Annotated in this window: 14 protein-coding genes and 2 pseudogenes; 1 reads left to right on the top strand and 15 read right to left on the bottom strand. The window is 71.1% G+C overall.

Features of this window, described 5'->3' with window-relative positions; all coding sequences use genetic code 11:
* Positions 1-111: 111 nt before the first annotated feature.
* The 3 genes and pseudogenes from ABZ453_RS26235 to ABZ453_RS26245 form a co-directional block, all read right to left on the bottom strand.
* Positions 112-303, bottom strand: coding sequence for an acyl-CoA carboxylase subunit epsilon (locus tag ABZ453_RS26235; RefSeq protein WP_133046738.1), 192 nt, complete (start codon positions 301-303; stop codon positions 112-114).
* Between the two features lie 57 nt (positions 304-360).
* Entirely contained in the window at positions 361-1,956 is a 1,596-nt protein-coding gene (locus ABZ453_RS26240) for an acyl-CoA carboxylase subunit beta (RefSeq protein WP_359018269.1), read from the bottom strand.
* A 154-nt stretch (positions 1,957-2,110) separates the two neighbouring features.
* A pseudogene (locus ABZ453_RS26245) lies at positions 2,111-2,370 on the bottom strand (lyase); the annotation flags it as partial.
* Positions 2,371-2,749: 379 nt separating this feature from the next.
* On the opposite strand from ABZ453_RS26245, the gene ABZ453_RS26250 reads away from it, so the two are divergent.
* Positions 2,750-3,301 carry a YceI family protein gene (locus tag ABZ453_RS26250; RefSeq protein WP_359018271.1) on the top strand — a complete coding sequence of 184 codons (552 nt, stop codon included), beginning with the start codon at positions 2,750-2,752 and terminating at the stop codon, positions 3,299-3,301.
* A 4-nt stretch (positions 3,302-3,305) separates the two neighbouring features.
* On the opposite strand, the gene ABZ453_RS26255 is transcribed toward ABZ453_RS26250, so the two are convergent.
* From ABZ453_RS26255 to ABZ453_RS26310, 12 genes and pseudogenes are all read right to left on the bottom strand, one after another.
* On the bottom strand, positions 3,306-3,890 hold the full coding sequence (locus ABZ453_RS26255) for a YdeI/OmpD-associated family protein (protein WP_359018273.1): 585 nt from the start codon (positions 3,888-3,890) through the stop codon (positions 3,306-3,308).
* A gap of 37 nt (positions 3,891-3,927) precedes the next feature.
* Positions 3,928-4,278: an FUSC family protein gene (locus ABZ453_RS26260; protein ID WP_359018463.1), complete on the bottom strand. Its 351-nt coding sequence runs from the start codon at positions 4,276-4,278 to the stop codon at positions 3,928-3,930.
* Positions 4,279-4,374: 96 nt separating this feature from the next.
* Entirely contained in the window at positions 4,375-5,748 is a 1,374-nt protein-coding gene (locus ABZ453_RS26265; protein ID WP_359018275.1) for a hypothetical protein, read from the bottom strand.
* Positions 5,749-5,806: 58 nt separating this feature from the next.
* Positions 5,807-8,821: a glycoside hydrolase family 3 N-terminal domain-containing protein gene (locus tag ABZ453_RS26270; protein ID WP_359018277.1), complete on the bottom strand. Its 3,015-nt coding sequence runs from the start codon at positions 8,819-8,821 to the stop codon at positions 5,807-5,809.
* Between the two features lie 166 nt (positions 8,822-8,987).
* Entirely contained in the window at positions 8,988-10,592 is a 1,605-nt protein-coding gene (cimA, locus tag ABZ453_RS26275; protein ID WP_359018279.1) for a citramalate synthase, read from the bottom strand.
* A gap of 359 nt (positions 10,593-10,951) precedes the next feature.
* Positions 10,952-13,027 (bottom strand): hypothetical protein, encoded by a 2,076-nt coding sequence (locus tag ABZ453_RS26280; protein WP_359018281.1) that lies wholly within the window; start codon positions 13,025-13,027, stop codon positions 10,952-10,954.
* Between the two features lie 124 nt (positions 13,028-13,151).
* Positions 13,152-13,754, bottom strand: coding sequence for a TetR/AcrR family transcriptional regulator (locus ABZ453_RS26285; RefSeq protein ID WP_359018283.1), 603 nt, complete (start codon positions 13,752-13,754; stop codon positions 13,152-13,154).
* Positions 13,755-13,852: 98 nt separating this feature from the next.
* Positions 13,853-14,899: an agmatine deiminase family protein gene (locus ABZ453_RS26290; protein ID WP_359018285.1), complete on the bottom strand. Its 1,047-nt coding sequence runs from the start codon at positions 14,897-14,899 to the stop codon at positions 13,853-13,855.
* A gap of 9 nt (positions 14,900-14,908) precedes the next feature.
* A complete protein-coding gene (locus ABZ453_RS26295; protein WP_359018286.1) occupies positions 14,909-16,618 on the bottom strand; it encodes an urease subunit alpha in 1,710 nt (569 codons plus the stop codon).
* Positions 16,619-17,100: 482 nt separating this feature from the next.
* A pseudogene (gene ureA / locus ABZ453_RS26300) lies at positions 17,101-17,769 on the bottom strand (urease subunit gamma); the annotation flags it as partial.
* Positions 17,770-17,937: 168 nt separating this feature from the next.
* Positions 17,938-19,026, bottom strand: coding sequence for a branched-chain amino acid aminotransferase (locus tag ABZ453_RS26305; protein ID WP_359018288.1), 1,089 nt, complete (start codon positions 19,024-19,026; stop codon positions 17,938-17,940).
* Between the two features lie 253 nt (positions 19,027-19,279).
* Complete coding sequence (locus ABZ453_RS26310) at positions 19,280-20,323, bottom strand: 3-isopropylmalate dehydrogenase (protein WP_359018290.1); 1,044 nt, start codon at positions 20,321-20,323, stop codon at positions 19,280-19,282.
* Between the last annotated feature and the right edge of the window lie 120 nt (positions 20,324-20,443).

Raw genomic sequence — 20,443 nt, forward strand, 5'->3', positions numbered from 1 at the left:
GGGCCCCCCCCGGCCGGGTGGGGCCCCCTTTGTCTGGGCCCGATGACGTCCCCCCCGCCCACCCAGAAGGGCCCCTCCCGGCCGGGAGGGGCCCTTCTGCGTGCTCGGGGCTCAGCGCCAGCTGTGCGGGGCTCGGAAGCCGCCCTCGCGTTCCAGGCGGCGCCAGCCGGCCTTCTGGCGACCGCGGTGAGTGGGCTCGGTGGCGGGCTGGGCGGCAGCGCGGGCCAGGAGGACGGCCGTGATGGCGGCGACTTCCTCGGGGTCGGCGTGGCCCTTCTCGACGCGGATGTCAGGGGTGCTCATAGGTCTCAGTCTCCGTGAGAGAGGTTTCCGCGAGGGTGTCGCGGAGGGTCCGCTGGGTTACTGCGGGGGGTTGCCGTGCTTGCGGGAGGGCAGGTCGGCGTGCTTGGTCTGCAGCATGGCGAGGGAGCGGACGAGCACCTCGCGGGTCTCGGTCGGGTCGATGACGTCGTCGACCAGGCCGCGCTCGGCCGCGTAGTACGGGTGCATCAGCTCGGACTTGTACTCCTTGACCATGCGGGCCCGCATGGCGTCGGGGTCCTCGGCCTCGGCGATCTGCCGCCGGAAGATGACGTTGGCGGCACCCTCGGCGCCCATCACGGCGATCTCGTTCGTCGGCCACGCGTATGTCAGGTCCGCACCGATGGACTGGCTGTCCATGACGATGTAGGCACCGCCGTACGCCTTGCGCAGGATCAGCGAGATCCGCGGCACGGTCGCGTTGCAGTAGGCGTAGAGCAGCTTCGCGCCGTGGCGGATGATGCCGCCGTGCTCCTGGTCGACGCCCGGGAGGAACCCGGGGACGTCCAGGAAGGTGACGATCGGGATGTTGAAAGCGTCACACATCTGGACGAAGCGCGCAGCTTTTTCGCTGGCCTCGATGTCCAGCACCCCGGCGAGGGTCTGCGGCTGGTTCGCCACGATGCCGACGACCTGGCCGTCCAGCCGGGCCAGCGCGCAGATGATGTTCCGCGCCCAGCGCTCGTGGACCTCCAGGTACTCCCCGTCGTCGACGATCTCCTCGATGACCTTGGCCATGTCGTACGGGCGGTTGCCGTCGGCCGGGACCAGGTCCAGCAGGACGTCGGAGCGGCGGTCGACCGCGTCCGTGGGCTCCACCCGCGGGGGGTTCTCACGGTTGTTCTGCGGGAGGAGGGAGAGGAGGTAGCGCACCTCGGCGATGCAGGTCTCCTCGTCGTCGTACGCGAAGTGACACACACCGGAGGTCTCCGCGTGCACGTCCGCGCCGCCCAGGCCGTTCTGGGTGATCTCCTCGCCGGTGACCGCCTTGACCACGTCCGGGCCGGTGATGAACATCTGCGAGGTCTCGCGGACCATGAAGACGAAGTCGGTGAGGGCGGGGCTGTAGGCCGCGCCGCCGGCGCACGGGCCGAGCATCACCGAGATCTGCGGGATGACGCCGGATGCCTTGGTGTTGCGCTGGAAGATGCCGCCGTAGCCGGCCAGGGCGGAGACGCCCTCCTGGATACGGGCGCCCGCGCCGTCGTTCAGGGAGACCAGCGGGGCACCGGCCGCGATGGCCATGTCCATGATCTTGTGGATCTTCGTGGCGTGGGCCTCGCCCAGCGCGCCGCCGAAGATGCGGAAGTCGTGGGCGTAGACGAAGACCGTCCGGCCCTCCACCGTCCCCCAGCCGGTGATCACACCGTCGGTGTGCGGCTTCTTGGCCTCCAGGCCGAAACCCGTGGCGCGGTGCCGGCGCAGCTGCTCGACCTCCCGGAAGGAGTCCGCATCCAGCAGCAGCTCGATGCGCTCCCGGGCGGTCAGCTTGCCCTTGGCGTGCTGCGCCTCGGTCGCCTTCTCGCTCGGGCCGGCCAGCGCCTGCGCACGGATCTCGTGCAGCTCGGCGACCCGCCCGCGCGCGTCCGTCGGCTCACCCGTCGACTCACTCGGCGCCTCATCCAAAACGGTCATGTAGTGACCTTACGAAGGACACCGAGGAAAGCGAGCCGTCGACTCCGTACAGTCTCCGGGCCGTTTTCCTGGTACCACTGAACAGAACCCGAGGGGCATGCAGGCGTTCCGACTGCTCAGAGGGCCCTGGGCTTGTAGGGGTCGCACAAAGCCGTCAGCCGAGAGTCAGCTCACATCGCTGCGTCGCACATGACACGCCTGGGGTAACGCGCACCCTCAGGCAAGGGCCCTTGGCCAGGATCTCGACCGAGCCGTCGGCCCACGACACCCCGCGCACCGGGTGGTCCCAGATGATCTCGCCGGGTTCACCCGTTCGAGGGGGTTCGCCGACGGAGAGGGTAGCGGTCCGGCCCCGCGGCGGACCAGGACGCTCGCGCCGGCGGAGGCGGCCAGGGGACCCGCGGTGCCGGCCTGCGACAAGACGGGCGTCGCCGAGGTGGTCGTACAGGACGGCCGTGATGTCCATCAGCAGGCGCGGGCTGCCGATCTGCCAGTCCCACCGGCTGCCGAGGCCGCGCGGGAGGTCCGCGAGGAGGGCGGGGTCGGCGGGGTGGCCGGGCCAGAGGGAGGTGGGGGTGGGGGCCATGGTGGCGCGGGCAAGTTCACCGGTGCGGGCGAGGCGGGCGGCGTACGGCGGCCGGGGCGGCGGTCGCGAGCTGGACGGCCCCTGCGGGTGAAGCTCATGGCCGTCTCGCCAACACTTCGCGGATGATGTTGAACCCGCAAGGGAATAGGTCTACGGTCGTTCCCGTTGGGTAGTTCAACATTCAACATCACCTCCAAGGAGCATGACATGGCGAACGATCTCACCGCACTGACCGGCGACTACACCATCGACGCGGCCCACTCCACGATCGGCTTCACCGTCCGGCACGCGATGGTCACCAACGTCAAGGGCAAGTTCAACGACTTCAGCGGGACCCTGCACCTGGACGGCGCGGACCCGTCCGCGTCGACGGCCTCCATCGACGTCAAGATGGACAGCATCGACACCGGGTCCGCGGACCGGGACGGGCACCTGAAGAGCGCGGACTTCTTCAAGACCGAAGAGTTCCCCACCATGACCTTCCGCTCCACCAAGGCGGAGTCGCTCGGTGGCGAGGACTACCGCATCACCGGTGACCTGGAGATCCTCGGCACGACCAAGCCGATCACCATCGACCTGGAGTTCAACGGCGCCGCGAAGGACCCCTTCGGCAACGAGCGCGTCGGCTTCGAGGGCAAGGCGGAGATCAAGCGCTCCGAGTGGGGCCTGACCTGGAACGCGGCCCTGGAGACGGGTGGCGTGCTGGTGTCCGACAAGATCAAGCTGAACTTCGACATCTCGGCGATCAAGACCGCCTGAATCGTCAGGCCCGCGCGGGCGGTGTCGCCGTACGGAGCCGGCCCAGGGCGGCCGCCAGTCTGGCCGCCCTGCCCTTGGGGGTACGGGCCGTGAGCAGGGCGAAGATCACCTGGTAACGGTCGGTCCGGCCGAGGGCGTCGAAGGCGGCTCGGGCCTCGGGGTCGCGTTCCAGTGCCGCCGCGAGGTCCTCGGGCACGGCGGCCTCACGCTGGGAGGCGTACGCCGCCGCCCACCGCCCGTCGGCCTGGGCGGCGGCCACCTCGGCGAGTCCGGCGGTCCGCATACGCCCGGCGGCGGTCAGTTCCGCCACGCGGCGCACATTGACCATCGACCAGAGACTGCCGGGCCGTCGCGGCGTGATCTTCTGCAGGAAGTACCTTTCGTCAAGTGCCTTGCGCTGCCCGGTGATCCAGCCGTGGCAGAGGGCGACGTCATTGACCTCGACCCAGTCGACGGAGACGATCCCGGCCCCCTTCTTGGCGACCTTCACCCAGAGCCCGGGATGCGGCGCGGGATGAACGTCCAGCCACGCGTCGAGCTCGGCGACGGAGGCGAAGGGCAGCGGGTCCGGGAGCGCGGGGGTGGTCATGGGGGGAGGGTAGGGGGCCAGTAGGCCAGTTCCCGTCCTATACGGCTCGGCTCTCGCTCGGTCGTATCTCGGCCCGTGTCGGGGTGGGGCGTCTGCGGCGTATCGGCAGCAGCCACCAGGCCGAGGCGATCGACAGGGCCGCGCCGACGGCGCTGCCCTCCAGTCGGGTCGGCAGCAGGTGTTGGGCGTCCTGGCCGAAGTAGCCGAGGAGGAGGGACAGGGCGCAGGTCATGCCGGCGGCCCAGTACGCGTAGTTGAAGGGGCGCAGGCACAGCGCGACCGTGAGGACGGCGAACATCGGCGCGACCGAGGCGTGCCCCGTGACGCCGGCCGCCGCCACCCCCACCGCGAGCAGCGTGCCCACGCAGGCTCCCGCGAGGCGCTCGATCGCTGGCGGCGGAAGTGATGGAGCGACTGGCGAACGCGGAGGTCGACGGGCCGGGCGAAGAGGTCTGAACCCCCGCCCCTCAGAACCCCTCGCCCCTCAGAACCCCCCGCCGAAGTCCCCTCCGTCGCCCCCGCCCCCGAAGTCCCCTCCCCCGTCGCCGAAGCCGCCGCTGAAGTCGCCGGAGTCGAAGTCCGCGCCCGAGACGTCTCCGCCGTCGTAGCCGCCGGGGCCGTATGCGTCGAAGTCGCCGTAGCCGGTGCCGTAGCCGGCCGCGTAGGACGGGGTCGCCATCATGCTGCCGAGGAGGGTGCCGACGAGGAGACCGGGCAGGAGCCCGCCGCCGAAGTAGCCGCCCGCCCAGGGGCCGTAAGCCGGGCCCGCGTCCCAGTAGGGGCGGCGGCCGTAGTCGGTGTCGACCTCGCGGATGACCGGGTCGCGGCCGTCGGCGATGCGGGTCGCGTCGGCCGCGCAGACCGGCACCTCGCGCGGGGCGCCGCCCGGGGGCGTCCAGGCGGCGTCGGCGACGGACGGACCGTGGCGGGGGTCGAAGAAGCAGGGCGGCCGGCGTTGGGGCAGCGGACGCCCCTCGCGGCGGGCGGCGAGCTGGGCGAGGCTGAAGCGGCCGTCCTCCAGGGCCTGGGTGACGGACCGGACGTCCTCGGGCTTCCGCGCGGCCGCCATCGACGACTTCGCCTGTTCGTAGGCGTCCAGGGCGCGTTCGTAGTCGGCGCGCATCGCGTCGTCCGCGCCCGCCTCCGCCGGGTGGAAGTCGAGCCGGTCCAGCTCCTCGCCGAACGCCGTGATGTCCTCGTCCACGACGACCCGCAGCCGCTCCAGCGCGGCCCGCTGCTGCTCCACCCGCCGGCGCCTGTTCCGTCGTACCAACGCGTACGCTCCCCCGCCCCCGGCGACCAGCACCGCGCCCGCGGCGATCAGCGCGGTGGCCGACACCCCGCCGCCGGAGGTCCGGGACCGCCAGCCCGGTGGTGCCGTACCGCCCATGTTGACCAGGGCGCGGTCGGAGAAGTCGGTCAGCTGGGTCTGCGTGTCCCTCTCGGGCCGCACGCTGGTGACCAGGTTCTCCACGGCGGTGCGGGGCAGGACCGAGGAGTCGGCGCGGGCGTCGAAGCGCCCGCCCAGGCGGATCGCGTACAGGCCCGTGATTCCGGTGGCGGTACGGAGGTTCCGGAAGAGGTCCTGCGTGGGGTATCCGGCCGGGAGGACGGCGACGAAGAGCGGTTTGCCGGCGTCCTTGATCTCCTTGGCGAGAGCGTCGGCGTCGGCCTTCGACAACTGCCCGGAGGCCGCGGGATCGACATAGACGGGGCTCTTGCGCAGCGCCTCGGCGATCGTGGAGACGCTGGTGTCGGCCGAGGCAGGCGGCGCGCCGGCCGACAGGACGGTCAGCGCGGCGAGCAACAGGGCCACCAGCAGCCCTGGGAGGCTTCGGGTCCAAGCGACGGCCTTCATGGTTCGAAGCTACCCGAAGCCTCCCAAAACTGGTCTTCCGTGCAGGTGACGGCCTCCCTCAGCCGGCCCGGTAGGCCTCGGTCAGCTTCTGTACGGCCGCCCCGTACCGCCCGGTGAGGGAGAGGTGGTCCGCGTCGGCGAAGGGCTTCGCGATCGTCGCCGTGATGCCCTGGCCCACCTTCTCCTGGACGATCAGCCGGGCCTTGGTGACGAGCGCGCGGCCGGTCGCCTCCGCCCCGGCGCGTTCGGCGGCCGCCGCCGCGCTGCCGAGCGCCTTCAGCGTGGCCGCGCCGCCCGACGGCACCTTGGTCCCGGTCGTGAGGCCCCAGCCGTACGGGAACTGCGGGTCGTACGAGGCGTCGCCGACGTTGATCGGCAGCTGGGCCTCGGACCTGGGCCAGGTGACGGGGAGCCGGCCGGTGAAGGGCCGCTTGCCGTAGAGGACGTCGGCCACTCCGTCGCCCTCGGTGCCGGGCAGCCAGGAGGCCACCAGCGCGTCGATCCGGCCGAGCCGGTCGCCGATCAGCTGGGGGCGCCCGGAGACGATCAGCACCGCGCACCTCATGGCCGCGCACACCTTGTCGACGGCCGCCTGGTCGGCGGCCGACAACTGGAGGTCGTGGCCGTTGCCGACGTCTCCGACACCCTCGGCGTACGGGGTCTCACCGACGACGACCACGCCGACGTCGTACCCGGCCGTGGGCGCGGAGGCGTCCTTGGAGTAGGTGACGTCCCCGTCCTTGCGCATCGCGTCGAGGATGGTGGTGCCCTGGGTGTGGGTGCCGGAGGCGCCCTGCCAGGTGATGGTCCAGCCGCCGGTCTGGTTGCCGAGGTCGTCGGCGTTGGACCCGGCGACGTAGACCTTCTGGTTCTTCCTCAGCGGGAGGACTCCGTGCGCGTTCTTCAGCAGCACCTGCGACTCGGCGGCCGCCTGCCGGGCGACGGCCCGGTGCGCGGCGGAACCGATCCGGGAGGCGCCCGTGGTGTCGGCGTACGGATGCTCGAAGAGGCCGAGCCGGAACTTCTGGGTGAGGATGCGCGACACGGCGTCGTCGATCCGCTTCTCGCTGACCCGGCCCGCCTCGACCTCGTCGGCCAGGGTCGCGCTGAAGTCCTTGTAGCCGTACGGCACCATCATCATGTCGACGCCCGCGTCGACCGCGGTGCGCACGTGCGCCGGGTAGTCGCCGGGGAGCTGGTCGATGGCGTTCCAGTCGCTGATGACGAACCCGTCGAAGCCCATACGGCCCTTGAGAACCCCGTTGATCATGTCGCCGCGGGCGTGCATCCTCACCGGGCCCTGTCCGTCGCCGAGGATGTCGAGCGAGGAGTACGAGGGCATGACGGTGCCGATGCCACGGTCGACGGCCGTCCGGTACGGCGCCAGGTGGACGGCCTCGAGCTGTTGCCGGGTGACCCTGGTGACGCCCTGGTCGATGGTGTAGGTGCCGGTGGTGGAGGAGCCGTACTCGGTGCCGCCGTCGCCGACGAAGTGCTTGGCGGTGGCGAGGACCTTGTCGTCGTCCTTCAAGTCCCGGCCGTTCGGGGCGCCTTGGAGGCCCTGGATGATCGTCTCCATGGACTGGACGAGGGCCGGGTCCTCGCCGAAGGACTCGTACGCGCGGCCCCAGCGTTCGTCGCGGGAGACGCACAGGCAGGGCGCGAAGTCCCAGGGGATGCCGGTGGCGCGGACCTCACTGGCTGTCACCGCGCCGGTCCGCTCGGCGAGTTGGGGATCCCGGGTGGCGCCGAGGCCGATGTTGTGCGGCATGATCGTGGCGCCGGCAAGGTTGTTGTGGCCGTGGACGGCGTCGACGCCGTAGATGAGCGGGATCTGCAGGCGGGTCGCTCGGGCGCGGAGTTGGAAGCCGTCGATCATCCTGGCCCAGGCGGCCGGGGTGTTGGGCGTCGGGGTGGAGCCGCCGCCCGAGAGCAGCGAGCCGAGGTCGTACGTCGTGACGTCGGCGCCCTCTCCGACCGCCCCGCGCTCGGCCTGGGTCATCTGACCGACCTTCTCCGCCAGGGACATCCGGGAGAGGAGATCGGCGACGCGCTTCCTGACGGGCAGCTTGGCGTCGAGATACGGCAGTCCGTGCGCGTCGATGACGATCTGCGGGGTCTCGGCGGGCGGTTTCGCCCCGGTGACGGTGAGCTTCAGCGGAATCGTCTCGGCCGTCTCGGCGGACCGGTCCTTCAGGGTCGGAACGGTGATGGTGCGTGTCGCGCCGGAGGCGGTGCCCGCGGGGAAGGTGAGGGTGCCGGAGACGGGGGTGTAGTCCTTGCCGGGGGTGGCGGTGCCGGTGGTGGCGGTCTCGTAGTGGACGGTGACGGGGTCGTCGACAGGGGCGGACCCGGTGGTGGCGAGGGTGACCTTGACGGTGGCCGTGCCGCCTTCCCGCACCGGGTGGACGGTCGAGTCGGTCGTGACGCTCGCCCGCAGGGACTGGTCGGCCCTGCCGTACAACTCGACGTCGTCCATGGCGAACTCGCCCTTGACGCCGACCGGGAGGGTGAGGGCGTAGCCCCACATCTGCGTGAGCCCGAGGACGTGGTCGATGCCCCCGACGGGCTGGTAGTCGGTGCGGTAGACGAAGTCGGTGAAGGGGATCTCGATCTGCTTCCAGCCGGTGAAGTCGTCGGTGAAGGAGGTCGTCCAGAGCTCGGAGGCCTCGCCGTCGGCGCCGCCGTCCTTGATCTCGAAGGCGATCTTCCTGCCGTTGTCCTGGCCGTCCCACCAGAAGCGGATGCCCTGGTGGGAGGACCAGTCGTGGGCGGGGGCGTCGGCCGCGTAGTCGTGGGTGAAGCCGCCGTAGGCGCTGATGTCGTAGGTACCGGCGAGGACCTTCGCGCCCTCGGGGGCGTCGGATCTCGCGGCCAGCCGGAGCGCCGGCGGGTCGTCACTGTCACCGCCCCAGGTGAAGATGCCCTCGGCGGGCTGGGAGGCGAAGGGGACCTCGCCCTCGAAGCGGTCGACGGGGACGGGCGGTGGGTCGTTGTCGGCCGCCCGGGCGACGGCGAAGGGCAGCAGGGCGGTGAGCAAGGCGGTGGAGACGAGCAGGGCGGTTCTTCGCATGACCTTCCCTCAACTCTCGTGTCTCGCAGATGACTTAGTTCACACCGTGAGTTAACGAGTGACGCAGGGAACAGTCAAGACGGCGACAGCCGCCCCGTTCCGGTCGTGGACGCGGGGCGCCGCGGCGGGAGCCTCGCCGGACGAAGGCCCCCGCCGACCGGTGGAGTTACTCCGCGGGCTCCACCCCGGCCCGCAGCAACCCGTAGGTGTAAGCGTCCTCCAGGGCCTGCCAGGACGCGGCGATCACGTTCTCCGCGACGCCGACCGTGGACCATTCGGCCGCGCCGTCGGAGGTGGAGATCAGGACGCGGGTGGTGGACTCGGTGCCGTGGACGCCCTCGAGGATGCGGACCTTGTAGTCGACCAGGTCGAGCTTGGCGAGCTGGGGGTAGATCTTCTCGAGCGCCACCCGCAGGGCGCGGTCGAGGGCGTTGACCGGGCCGTTGCCCTCGGCGGTGGCGACGATGCGCTCGCCCTTGGCGAAGAGCTTGACCGTGGCCTCGTTGGCATGCGTGCCGTCGGGGCGGTCCTCGACGATCGCCCGCCAGGACTCGACCTGGAAGTAGCGCAGGGGCTTGCCCTGGACCTCGGCGCGCAGGAGCAGTTCGAAGCTGGCGTCGGCCGCCTCGTAGGTGTAGCCCTTGAGCTCGCGCTCCTTCACCCGCTCCACGACCCGGCCCACCAGCTCGCGGTCGCCGCCCAGGTCGACGCCGAGTTCCTTGCCCTTGAGCTCGACCGAGGCGCGGCCCGCCATGTCGGAGACCAGCATCCGCATGGTGTTGCCGACCCGCTCCGGGTCGATGTGCTGGTACAGGTCCGGGTCGACCTTGATCGCGGATGCGTGCAGGCCCGCCTTGTGGGCGAAGGCCGAGACGCCCACGTAGGGCTGGTGGGTGGAGGGCGTGAGGTTGACGACCTCAGCGATGGCGTGCGAGATCCTCGTCATCTCGCGGAGCCTGCCCTCGGGGAGGACCTTCTTGCCGTACTTCAGCTCCAGGGCCGCGACCACGGGGAAGAGGTTGGCGTTGCCGACGCGCTCGCCGTAGCCGTTGGCCGTGCACTGGACGTGGGTCGCGCCCGCGTCCACGGCGGCGAGGGTGTTGGCGACCGCGCAGCCCGTGTCGTCCTGGGCGTGGATGCCCAGGCGGGCGCCGGTGTCGGCGAGGACCGTCGAGACCACGGCCTGGACCTGGGCCGGGAGCATGCCGCCGTTGGTGTCGCACAGGATGACGACGGAGGCGCCGGCGTCCGATGCCGCTCGTACGACCGCCTTCGCGTACTCCGGGTTCGCCCGGTAGCCGTCGAAGAAGTGCTCGCAGTCGACGAAGACGCGACGGCCCTGGGAGGCAAGGAAGGACACCGTGTCACTGACCATGGCGAGGTTCTCGTCGAGGGTCGTGCGCAGCGCGAGTTCGACGTGGCGGTCGTGGGACTTGGCCACCAGGGTGATCACCTGGGCGCCCGAGTCCAGGAGCGCCTTGACCTGCGGGTCCTCGCTCGCCTTGGCGCCGGCGCGGCGGGTCGCGCCGAACGCGACGAGCTGGGCGTGCTGGAAGTCGATCTCCTGGCGGGCACGCGCGAAGAACTCGGTGTCCCGCGGGTTGGCGCCGGGCCAGCCGCCCTCGATGAAGCCCACGCCGAAGTCGTCCAGGTGCCGTGCGATCGCGAGCTTGTCGGCGACGGTGAGGTTGATGCCCTCGCGCTGCGCGCCGTCGCGCAGGGTGGTGTCGAAGACGTGGAACGAATCGTCGAGCTCGCTGGTTGCGGTCATGGTGTCAAGGCTCCTGTGTTGGATCCCAGTGGATATGTCGTTACCGGAATGACCGGCTCCACCGTCCTCCCGTGATCCCTCGCGCTTTGCCTCCGGCTGAAGGTGGGCCAGAAAAGCGAAAAACCTCTCGCGGGTGCGAGAGGTCTGCGCGCGGGTCGAGGACGACGGTGTCCGCCCGTACCTGGTCGTACGTGGCGGTCACTGCGGACCGGCGCGCCTGCTGCCAATAATCATGGCGAACGAGAGCACGGAGGCAGTCTGGCACAGCCTCCGCGCTCCGCTCACCGTTGTCTCAGGATTCGGTCGATCACATCAGGTGACGGACGACGCGACGGGGCGGGCGGATCCGATGCCGCCTGTCATGAAACGGTCCGCAGGAAGATGTCCGCGACTCCGTTGGTGTCCCCCCGCACCAGATCGGGTGATGCCGACTCGAACGCGACGACCGTGCCGTCGGTGTTGACGGCAGGGTGGCCGGCCGGGAGGTCGTTGCGGCCGCCCCAGCGGTCGACGCTGATCAACTGCCGGTGCCGGGTGGCGAGGTCGAGGAGATAGACGGAGCCCCGCGAGGTGTACGCGACGCTCGTGCCGTCCCCGGAGAGCGAGGGCTGCGTGCCCCTGACCCGGGTCGTCGCCCCGGTGCCGAGGTCGCGGACGTGGACCTCACGGCCCTGCTGGAAGGCGATCCTGCGGCCGTCCTGGCTGAGCGAGGGAGCCGAGGCGTGCTCGGCGGCCCGCTCCAGGACACCTGTGTCCAGGTCGCGGACGTAGACGTTCCCGCCCTGCTCGAAGGCGATGGAGCGGCCGTCGTAGCTGATCGACGGGTGGCCTGCCGCCTCACCCGTCGGGGCGCTGACCAGGTCGGTGCTGTCGTCCTGGAAACGGACGCGGTAGACCCGCGGCCGGGGGTGCGGGTCGGTGGCGGTGGCGGGCAGGGTGGCCGTGTAGGTGATCCACTGGCAGGTGGGGTCCTCGGCGGGCTGACCCATCCAGGTGAAGCGGACGCCCTGGTAGGAGTGGAGTCCGCTCAGTTTGCCGACCGCGCGGTTGCGGACGAAGACCTCCGGGGCGCCGTCGGAGGCGCTCGGGGCCACATAGCCGACCATGCGTCCGCTGGAGCAGGGGGTTGCCTCGTGGGAAGGGACCTGCGTCTCGGAGTTCACCTGGGAGAGGAGGTCACCGAACGCGTTGACGAAGACGTCGGTGTTCCCCGGGGCGCTCTCGGAGGTGAAGGAGACGACCCGGCCCTCGCCCATCACCGGATCGTGGGACGCCCCGGACCGTTGCTGTCCGTCCCGGGTCAGGCTGATCCGTTCGGTGACGGAGGGCATCGGGGCCGGGTGCCTGGAGAGCTCGCCGGAGAAGACGAACACGTCCGACTCCTTGTTGGTGTCGCCGGGCACCAGGGAGGACGCGTCGGAGCTGAACACCACCGAGGGTCCCTCGGCGGTCAGCGCGTCCGGCCCCTCCTGGGCGTCCCGCGGAAGGGCGGCCCCGAACCGGCCCGTCAGGAGGTCGCGCACCCGGACGCCGTCGTCACCCGAGACCACGGCGTACCGGCCGTCCGCCGTGGCCGAGAAGGCCCGCCCCTCGGCCACCCGCTCGGCGGTGCCGGTGCGCAGGTCGTGGACGTAGACCCCGCCCTCGGCGTTGAACAGGACGCGGCGGCCGTCCGCGGTGATACGGACCAGTTCGGCGACGCCGAGACCCGTGTCGATCTGGACGCGCTCACCCGTCGTCCGGTCCTTGACGAAGACGTCGGCCGGGTCCTGTTCGTCGCCCTGGAGCTGGTAGGCGACCCGCTCGCCGTCGCCGCTCACCGAGGCCGCCGGCTTCGGGCCCTCCTCGGCCGGTGAGACCAGCTCGTCGGTTCCGGTGGCCGTGTCGCGGACGTACAACAGCCGGAACGCCTGGGGGCCGTTGCGGTTGCCGATGGTGTACGCGACATGGGTGCCGTCCGGGCTGATCGACTGCACGCGGCCCAACTCGTTGAACCCGGGCGGGCTTTGCGGCCACAAGCGCTCGGAGCGGCCGGTGCCGCGGTCGTAGAGGTACGGGGCCAGGAAGCGGGTCCCGGCCGAGTATCCGATGCGGCTTCCGTCGGCGCTGGGCATCGGCGAGCTGTAGAGGTACCCGCTGCCGAGGTCGATCCTGGTGAGCGTGCCGGTGGCCGTGTCCTTCACGAGCAGGCACGGGGAGAAGTCCGCGCAGCCAAGGCTCGGCGCACCCGACACGAACACGGTTCGGCGGCCGTCGGCACTGATCGCGGCGTCGTTCGAAGCTCCGTCGGCCTGGCTGCCGTCGGCGGCGGTGCTGACCCGCTGGACGCGGGGTGGGTGCGGTGCGGCGGACGTGGTGGTCGCGGTGAGCGCGAGCAGCAGTGCCGCGCCCAGGACACCCGCGGCCGGTCTCCGCCATGCGGCGGCTCTGGTCATGGTTCCCCCCTGTGATCCCCGTTGACGCACTGTCCCCCGGCCCCGCGCCGAGGGCTGTTTCGAGGCAAGCGCACCACTGTCCACAGGGTCAATCGGCCTGGTTGCGTACAACCCGGGCGGAAGGTCACGCGTCCGCGAGGAGGCTCTCGTCCAGGAACTCCCGTACGTGGCGGAGAACTTGCGCCCGGTCCCAGCCCCGCAGGCCCACGGCCACATGCACGGAGAAGCCGTCCAGCAGCGCCCGCAGCCGGGCGGCACAGCGATCCGGGTCGACCGGGCGGAACTCGCCCCGCGAGACCCCCTCCGCGATCAGCGCCACCAGGTCCCGGTGCCAGACGCCCTCGATCGCCGCCTGCCGGTCGCGGGCGTCGTCGTCGGCGTTCTGCGAGCGGTTCCAGACCTCCAGCCACAGGGTCCAGTGCGGATCGCGGTGCCCTTCGGGGACGTAGAGATCCACGTACGCGTCGATCCGCTCACGCACCGGTCCGGTACGGCCCAGCAGGCGCCCCCGGTCGGCCCCGAGCCGGCCCTCGCTCCACTCCAGGGTCTGCAGCAGCAGTTCGTCCTTGGAGCCGAAGTAGTAGATCAGATGCCCGCTGCTCATACCGACCTCACGGCCGAGAGCGGCCATGGTCAGCTTCTCCAGTCCGCGCTCGGCGATCATCTCCATGGCGGCGGCGAGAATGCGCTCGCGCGGCGGGGCCGGGGTGCGCCGGGGCGCGCTCATACGGCGACCATCCGGGACGGTACGTCCGGCAGGGCACGCAGCGGCTCGGTCGGCCGGGCTTCGTGGTCGGCGCAGATCAGCACGTTCACCCGTACGTTCTACCGGACGCCCACCCGCGGCTGCTGCTGGGTGACGCAGTGGATACCGCCCCCACCGGAGAAGATCGTCCGGGCATCCACCAGGGTCACCGTGCGCTCGGGGAAGAGGCGGCGGAAGATGCCGGCCGCGATCTCGTCGCGCGGGTCGTCGAAGCCGCAGAGCACGACGCCGCCATTGCAGAGGTAGTGGTTGATGTAGGAGTAGTCGGCCCAGCGGCCGTCGGCCTCCAGGATGGTCGGGGCGGGGACCTCGACGACCTCGAGCCGCCGCCCGCGCGCGTCGGTCTGGGCCTTGAGCAGCCCGATGACCTCCTTGGTGACCTCGTGGTCGGGGTGCGCGGGGTCCGGCTGGTGGTGCGCGACCACGACACCGGGGCGGGCGAAGGCGGCCACGATGTCGACGTGCCCGAGCGTCCCGAACCCGTGCGGAGGATAGTCACCGGTGAGACCGCGCGGCAGCCAGATCGACCTGCGGGTGCCGAGCATCCCGTGGATCTCCGCCTCGACCTCCTCCCGCGTCCACCCCGGATTGCGCTCGGGACCGAGCTGGACCGTCTCCGTGAGCAGGACGGTGCCCTCGCCGTCGACATGGATGGCACCGCCCTCGTTCACCAGCTTCGAGGCGTACGTCCTGGTGGAGCCGGCGAGGTCCGCCACATACGCGGCGATCTTCGCGTCGTGCTCCCAGCGGGCCCAGCTCTGGGCGCCCCAGCCGTTGAACGTCCAGTCCACAGCGGCCAGTTCACGCCCGTCGGTGAGGAAGGTCGGCCCGATGTCCCGCATCCAGGCGTCATCGAGATCGCGCTCCACGGTGTCGACGCCGGGGCCCAGCAGCGCCTGCGCGGCCGCCGACTGCCCCGGTCCGCACACGACCGTCACCGGTTCGAAGCGGAGGATCGCGCGGGCCACGGAGGCCCAGGCCATACGGGAGGCGATGAGGTCGTCCGGGTCGTCGAAGGTCGGGTTGGGACCCGGCCATGCCATCCAGGTGCGCTGGTGCGGGGCCCATTCGGCGGGCATGCGGAAGCCGTCGGCGGCAGCGGTCATCGGTGGTCCTTAAAGGAAGTAGAGGCGGTTGAGGGAGACCGAGTCGGCCGGCTCGGAGCGGATCGGCTCTCCGTCGAGGGTGACGAGCCCGGTGCGCTGGTCCACCTCCACCGCTCCGGTACGGGAGTTGCGGCGCAGGTCGGCGGGTCCGATGCCGCGGGTGCCGCGGACGGCGACCCTGCGCCGCCGGGTCGGCATACGGTCGTTGCCCTGGTCGAGGGCGGCCCGCGCGACGAACGCCACGGAGATGTCGGCGGGGGTGGCGCCGTGCGCGCCGAACTGCGGGCCCAGGACGAGCGGTTCGCAGGTGTCGGTGGCCGCGCCGGGGTCGCCGACGACGCCGTACGCGGGGAAGCCGGACTTCAGCACGAGCTGCGGCTTCGCACCGAAGTACTCCGGGCGCCACAGCACGATGTCGGCCAGCTTGCCCACCTCGATCGAGCCGACCTCGTGCGAAAGCCCGTGCGCGACGGCCGGGTTGACGGTCAGCTTGGCGATGTAGCGCAGGACGCGCTCGTTGTCGTGCTCCTCGGGCGCGCCGAACTCGGTCTTCATCTTCCCGGCCATGGCGAAGGTGCGGCGCACGGTCTCGCCGGCCCGGCCCATGCCCTGCGCGTCGGAGGAGGTGATGCCGATCGCGCCCAGGTCGTGCAGCACGTCCTCGGCGCCCATGGTCCCGGCGCGGATGCGGTCACGGGCCATCGCCGCGTCGCCCGGCAGGTCGGGCTTGAGGTCGTGGACGGAGACGATCATGCCGTAGTGCTCGGCGACGGCGTCCCGGCCGAAGGGCAGGGTGGGATTGGTGGAGGAGCCGATGACGTTCGGGACACCGGCCATCTTCAGGACGTTCGGGACGTGTCCGCCGCCGCAGCCCTCGATGTGGAAGGCGTGGATGGTGCGGCCCTCCAGCACCCGCAGGGTGTCCTCGACCGACAGGCATTCGTTCAATCCGTCGCTGTGCAGGGCGACCTGGACGTCGTGTTCCTCGGCCACGCGCAACGCCGTGTCCAGCGCCCGGGTGTGGGCGCCCATGTCCTCGTGCACCTTGAAGCCGCTCGCCCCGCCCTCGGCCAGCGCCTCGACCAGGGGCGCCGGGTGGGAGGACGAACCCCGGCCGAGGAAGCCGATGTTGACCGGCCAGGCGTCGAAGGCGCTGAACGCGTGCCGCAGCGCCCACGGCGAGTTGACGCCGACGCCCCAGACCGGACCGAACTCCTGGCCGATGATCGTGGTGACGCCGGAGGCGAGCGAGGCCTCCATGACACGCGGCGACAGCAGATGGACATGGGTGTCCACGGCCCCGGCGGTGGCGATCAGCCCCTCGCCGGACACGATCGACGTCCCCGTGCCGACCACGACGTCGACCCCGTCGAGGGTGTCGGGGTTCCCGGCCCGGCCGATGGCCGAGATCCGTCCCTCCCGGATCCCGATGGACACCTTCCGGATGCCGAGCACCGCGTCGATCACGACGACGTTGCTGATGACGACGTCGCAGGTCTCCCGGACGGCGGCGGCCTTGAGGTGCAGTCCGTCGCGGGCGGTCTTCCCGAAGCCGGCGAGGAACTCGTCGCCGTAGCGCTGGGAGTCGGACTCGACCCGGATCGTCAGCCCCGAGTCGCCGAGCCGGATGCGGTCGCCGGCCCGGGGGCCGTGGGTGGCCGCGTACTCGTACGGGGTGAGGCGGCGGGCCTCGGCGGGGTGCCCTCCGGGGCGGCTCATCCCCCGACCTCCTCGTCACCGGACGCGTCCGGCACGCCGGCCCGACTCCGGACATCCAACCCGCCGAACAATTCCCGTACTTCAGACCGACCCCGGACCTCCGACCCCCCGAACGCCTCCGGTACCCCGGCACCATCCCGGCTCCCCGACTCTCCGGACGCCTCCGGTGCGTCGGCCCGACCCCGCACCTCCGACTCTCCGGCCGCCTCCGGTACCTCAGCCCAACCCCGGACCTCCAACCCGCCGAACGCCTCCGGTACCCCGGCCCAACCCCGGACATCCAACCCGCCGAACGCCTCCGGTACACCGGCACCATCCCGGCTCCCCGACTCTCCGGCCGCCTCCGGTGCGTCGACCCGACCCCGCACCTCCGACTCTCCGGCCGCCTCCGATACCCCAGCCCGACCCCGCACCTCCAACCCGCCGAACGCCTCCGGTACGCCGGCGCCATTCCGGGGCTCCGGCTCGCCGGCCCCGGGCGCGCCCAGGTAGCCGCAGGCGGCGGCGCGGCGCAGTGCCTCCTCGCGGGCGCCGGGCGCGTCCAGCGGCCCGTCGACGAGCCCGGCGAAGCCGACGGCGACCCGGGCGCCGCCGATCGGCACCAGGCCGACCTCCAGCGACTCCCCCGGCCCGAACCGCACCGACGACCCGGCGGGGACCGCGAGCCGCATGCCGTAGGCCTCGGCGCGTGCGAAGTCCAGGCGCGGATTGGCCTCGAAGAAGTGGAAGTGGGAGGTGACCGAGACCGGCACGGTCGCGGTGTTGACGACGGGGAGCCGCAGGACCGCCTCGGGGTCGGTGTGCGTGGGCCCCGGCAGCAGGGCGCCCGGCGCGTCCTGCCCCAGACCGCCCCCGATCGGGTCGCTCACCACGGCCAGTCGCGAACCGTCGTCGAAGACGGCCTCGACATGCACCTCCGTGACGACGTCGGCCACGCCGGGCAGGACGTCGTCGGGGCCGAGCACAAGGCACGCAGCCTCGATGGCCTCCGTGAGCCGTTTCCCGTCCCGGGCTGCCTCGCACACGGTGTCCGCGATGAGCGCGGTCGCCTCCGGCACGTTGAGCCTGAGGCCGCGCGCCCTTCTGGCCCGGGCCAGCTCGGCGGCCCCGAAGAGCAGCAGCCGGTCGCGTTCCGTGGGGGTGAGTCTCATGGCGCCGTCCTCCTTTGAACGGCACTCTAAATGACGAACATCTCTATAGGAACGGCTCGGGAGTATCGAGAGGGGCATCACATTGAGCGTCACTCAAAACAGAGGACACCTTCCCCGTGCCGCGCGGAACCGGCTGACGCCCGCACGGGGAAGACAGTGCCCATCCGACTAGCCGAGCCGGTGCATCCAGCCGTGCTTGTCCTCGGACGTGCCCCGCTGGATGTCGAGCAGCGCCTCGCGCAGCTTCAGGGTGACCTCGCCGGGCTCGCCGCCCGCCTGCTGCCACTCGGCGCTCGCGCGCTTGACCGTGCCGACGGGGGTGATGACGGCCGCCGTACCGCAGGCGAAGACCTCGGTGAGGGTGCCGTTCTCGGCGTCCGTCTGCCACTGGTCGATGGAGACGCGGCCCTCCTCGGACGCGTAGCCGAGGTCGCGGGCGACGGTGAGCAGGGAGTCGCGGGTGACGCCCTCCAGGATGGAGCCGGTCAGCGACGGGGTGACGATCCTGTCCCCGTACACGAAGTACAGGTTCATGCCGCCCAGCTCCTCGACCCACTTGTGCTCGACCGCGTCGAGGTAGCAGACCTGGTCGCAGCCCTTGGCGGCGGCCTCGGCCTGGGCGAGCAGGGAGGCCGCGTAGTTGCCGCCGGTCTTGGCGTCGCCCATGCCGCCGGGGACGGCGCGGACGCGGTCCTCGGAGAGCCAGATGGAGACCGGCTTCACGCCACCCGGGAAGTACGCGCCGGCGGGAGAGGCGATGACCAGGAAGAGGTACTCGTTGGCGGGCTTCACGCCCAGGCCGACCTCGGTCGCGATCATGAACGGGCGCAGGTAGAGGGACTCCTCGCCACCGTGCGCGGGCACCCACGTCTTGTCCTGCTGGACCAGCGCGTCACACGCCTCGATGAAGGTCTCGACGGGCAGCTCGGGCATGCCGAGGCGGTGCGCGGAGCGCTGGAAGCGCTCGGCGTTCTTCTCCGGACGGAAGGTGGCGACCGAGCCGTCGGGCTGCCGGTAGGCCTTGAGGCCCTCGAAGATCTCCTGCGCGTAGTGCAGGACCATGGTGGCCGGGTCGAGGGAGATCGGGGCGTACGGGACGAGCTGGCCGTCGTGCCAGCCGCGGCCCTCGGTCCACTTGATCGTCACCATGTGGTCGGTGAAGTGGCGGCCGAACCCGGGGTTCGCCAGGATCGCCTCGCGCTCGGCGGTGGAGAGCGGGCTGGCGGAGGGCTTGAGCTCGATCGTGGGCGTCGTCATGAGTGGTTGTCCTTCACCGGTTGTGTAGTGACGGGCCGCGCTCACGCCCGTGACTGTCAGTGGCCAGTGCTAGGACGTCCGAGCATTCCCTCATTCCGCGGCTCCGAGTTCGATTATCTCAAGCGGGAGTCCGTGGACGAAACGGCGTGAAATGCGGCCCAGGGGATGATGGTGGCATCCGGCGGGGGCATGGGAAAAGCCGCCGGGTGCGGTGTGACCCGGCGGCTTCGAAGGTTTTCGAGTGGCGGCGGGGTCAGCCGGCTACTCGTACGGCCAGCGCGTCGCCGATCTCGGACGTGGAACGGGCGGACTTGCCGGTGCGCTCGGCGAGGTCGGCGGAGACCGCCTCGTCGATGCGGGCGGCCTCGGCCTCGTAGCCGAGGTGACGCAGCAGCAGCGCGACGGACAGGACCGTGGCGGTGGGGTCGGCCTTGCCCTGGCCGGCGATGTCGGGCGCGGAGCCGTGGACCGGCTCGAACATCGACGGGAACTGTCCGGACGGGTTGATGTTGCCGGAGGCGGCCACGCCGATGCCGCCGGAGACGGCCGCGGCGAGGTCGGTGATGATGTCACCGAAGAGGTTGTCGGTGACGATCACGTCGAAGCGGGCCGGGTCGGTGACGAGGTAGATCGTCGCCGCGTCGACGTGGATGTAGTCGGTGGTGACCTCGGGGAACTCCTGGGCCACCTTGTTGAAGGTGTTCGTCCACAGGTGTCCGGCGAAGGTCAGCACGTTGTTCTTGTGGACCAGCGTGAGCTTCTTGCGCGGACGGGCCTGGGCGCGGGCGAAGGCGTCCCGGACGACCCGCTCGACACCGAAGGCCGTGTTCACGGAGACCTCGGTGGCGATCTCGTGCTCGGTGCCCTTGCGGATGGTGCCGCCGTTGCCGGTGTAGGGGCCCTCGGTGCCCTCGCGGACGACCACGAAGTCGATCGCGGGCTCGCCCTTCAGCGGCGTGTCGACGCCCGGGAGCAGCTTCGACGGCCGCAGATTGACGTGGTGGTCGAAGGCGAAGCGGAGCTTGAGCAGGAAGCCGCGCTCCAGCACGCCGGACGGGACCGAGGGGTCGCCGATGGCGCCCAGCAGGATCGCGTCGTGCTTCTTGAGCGAGTCGAGGTCGGCGTCGGTGAGTGTCTCACCGGTGGCGTGGTAGCGCCGGGCGCCGAAGTCGTAGTCCTGGGTCTCCAGCTTCACATCCTGCGGAAGGACGGCGGAGAGGACCTTCAGACCTTCCGCCACGACCTCCTGGCCGATGCCGTCACCGGGGATCACTGCGAGATTGATGCTGCGAGACATGTCGGCACCCTACTCCTCGTCCCATGGGATGACATGGGCTGTCCGTCATGCGGACATCGGCGCGTGTCGGAGCGTCAACGCGTCACCGCACGTTCACCCATACCTATGACGGCCGTTGGG

It is taken from the genome of Streptomyces sp. NPDC005799 (genome assembly GCF_040630525.1).
GTDB lineage: Bacteria > Actinomycetota > Actinomycetes > Streptomycetales > Streptomycetaceae > Streptomyces > Streptomyces griseorubiginosus_B.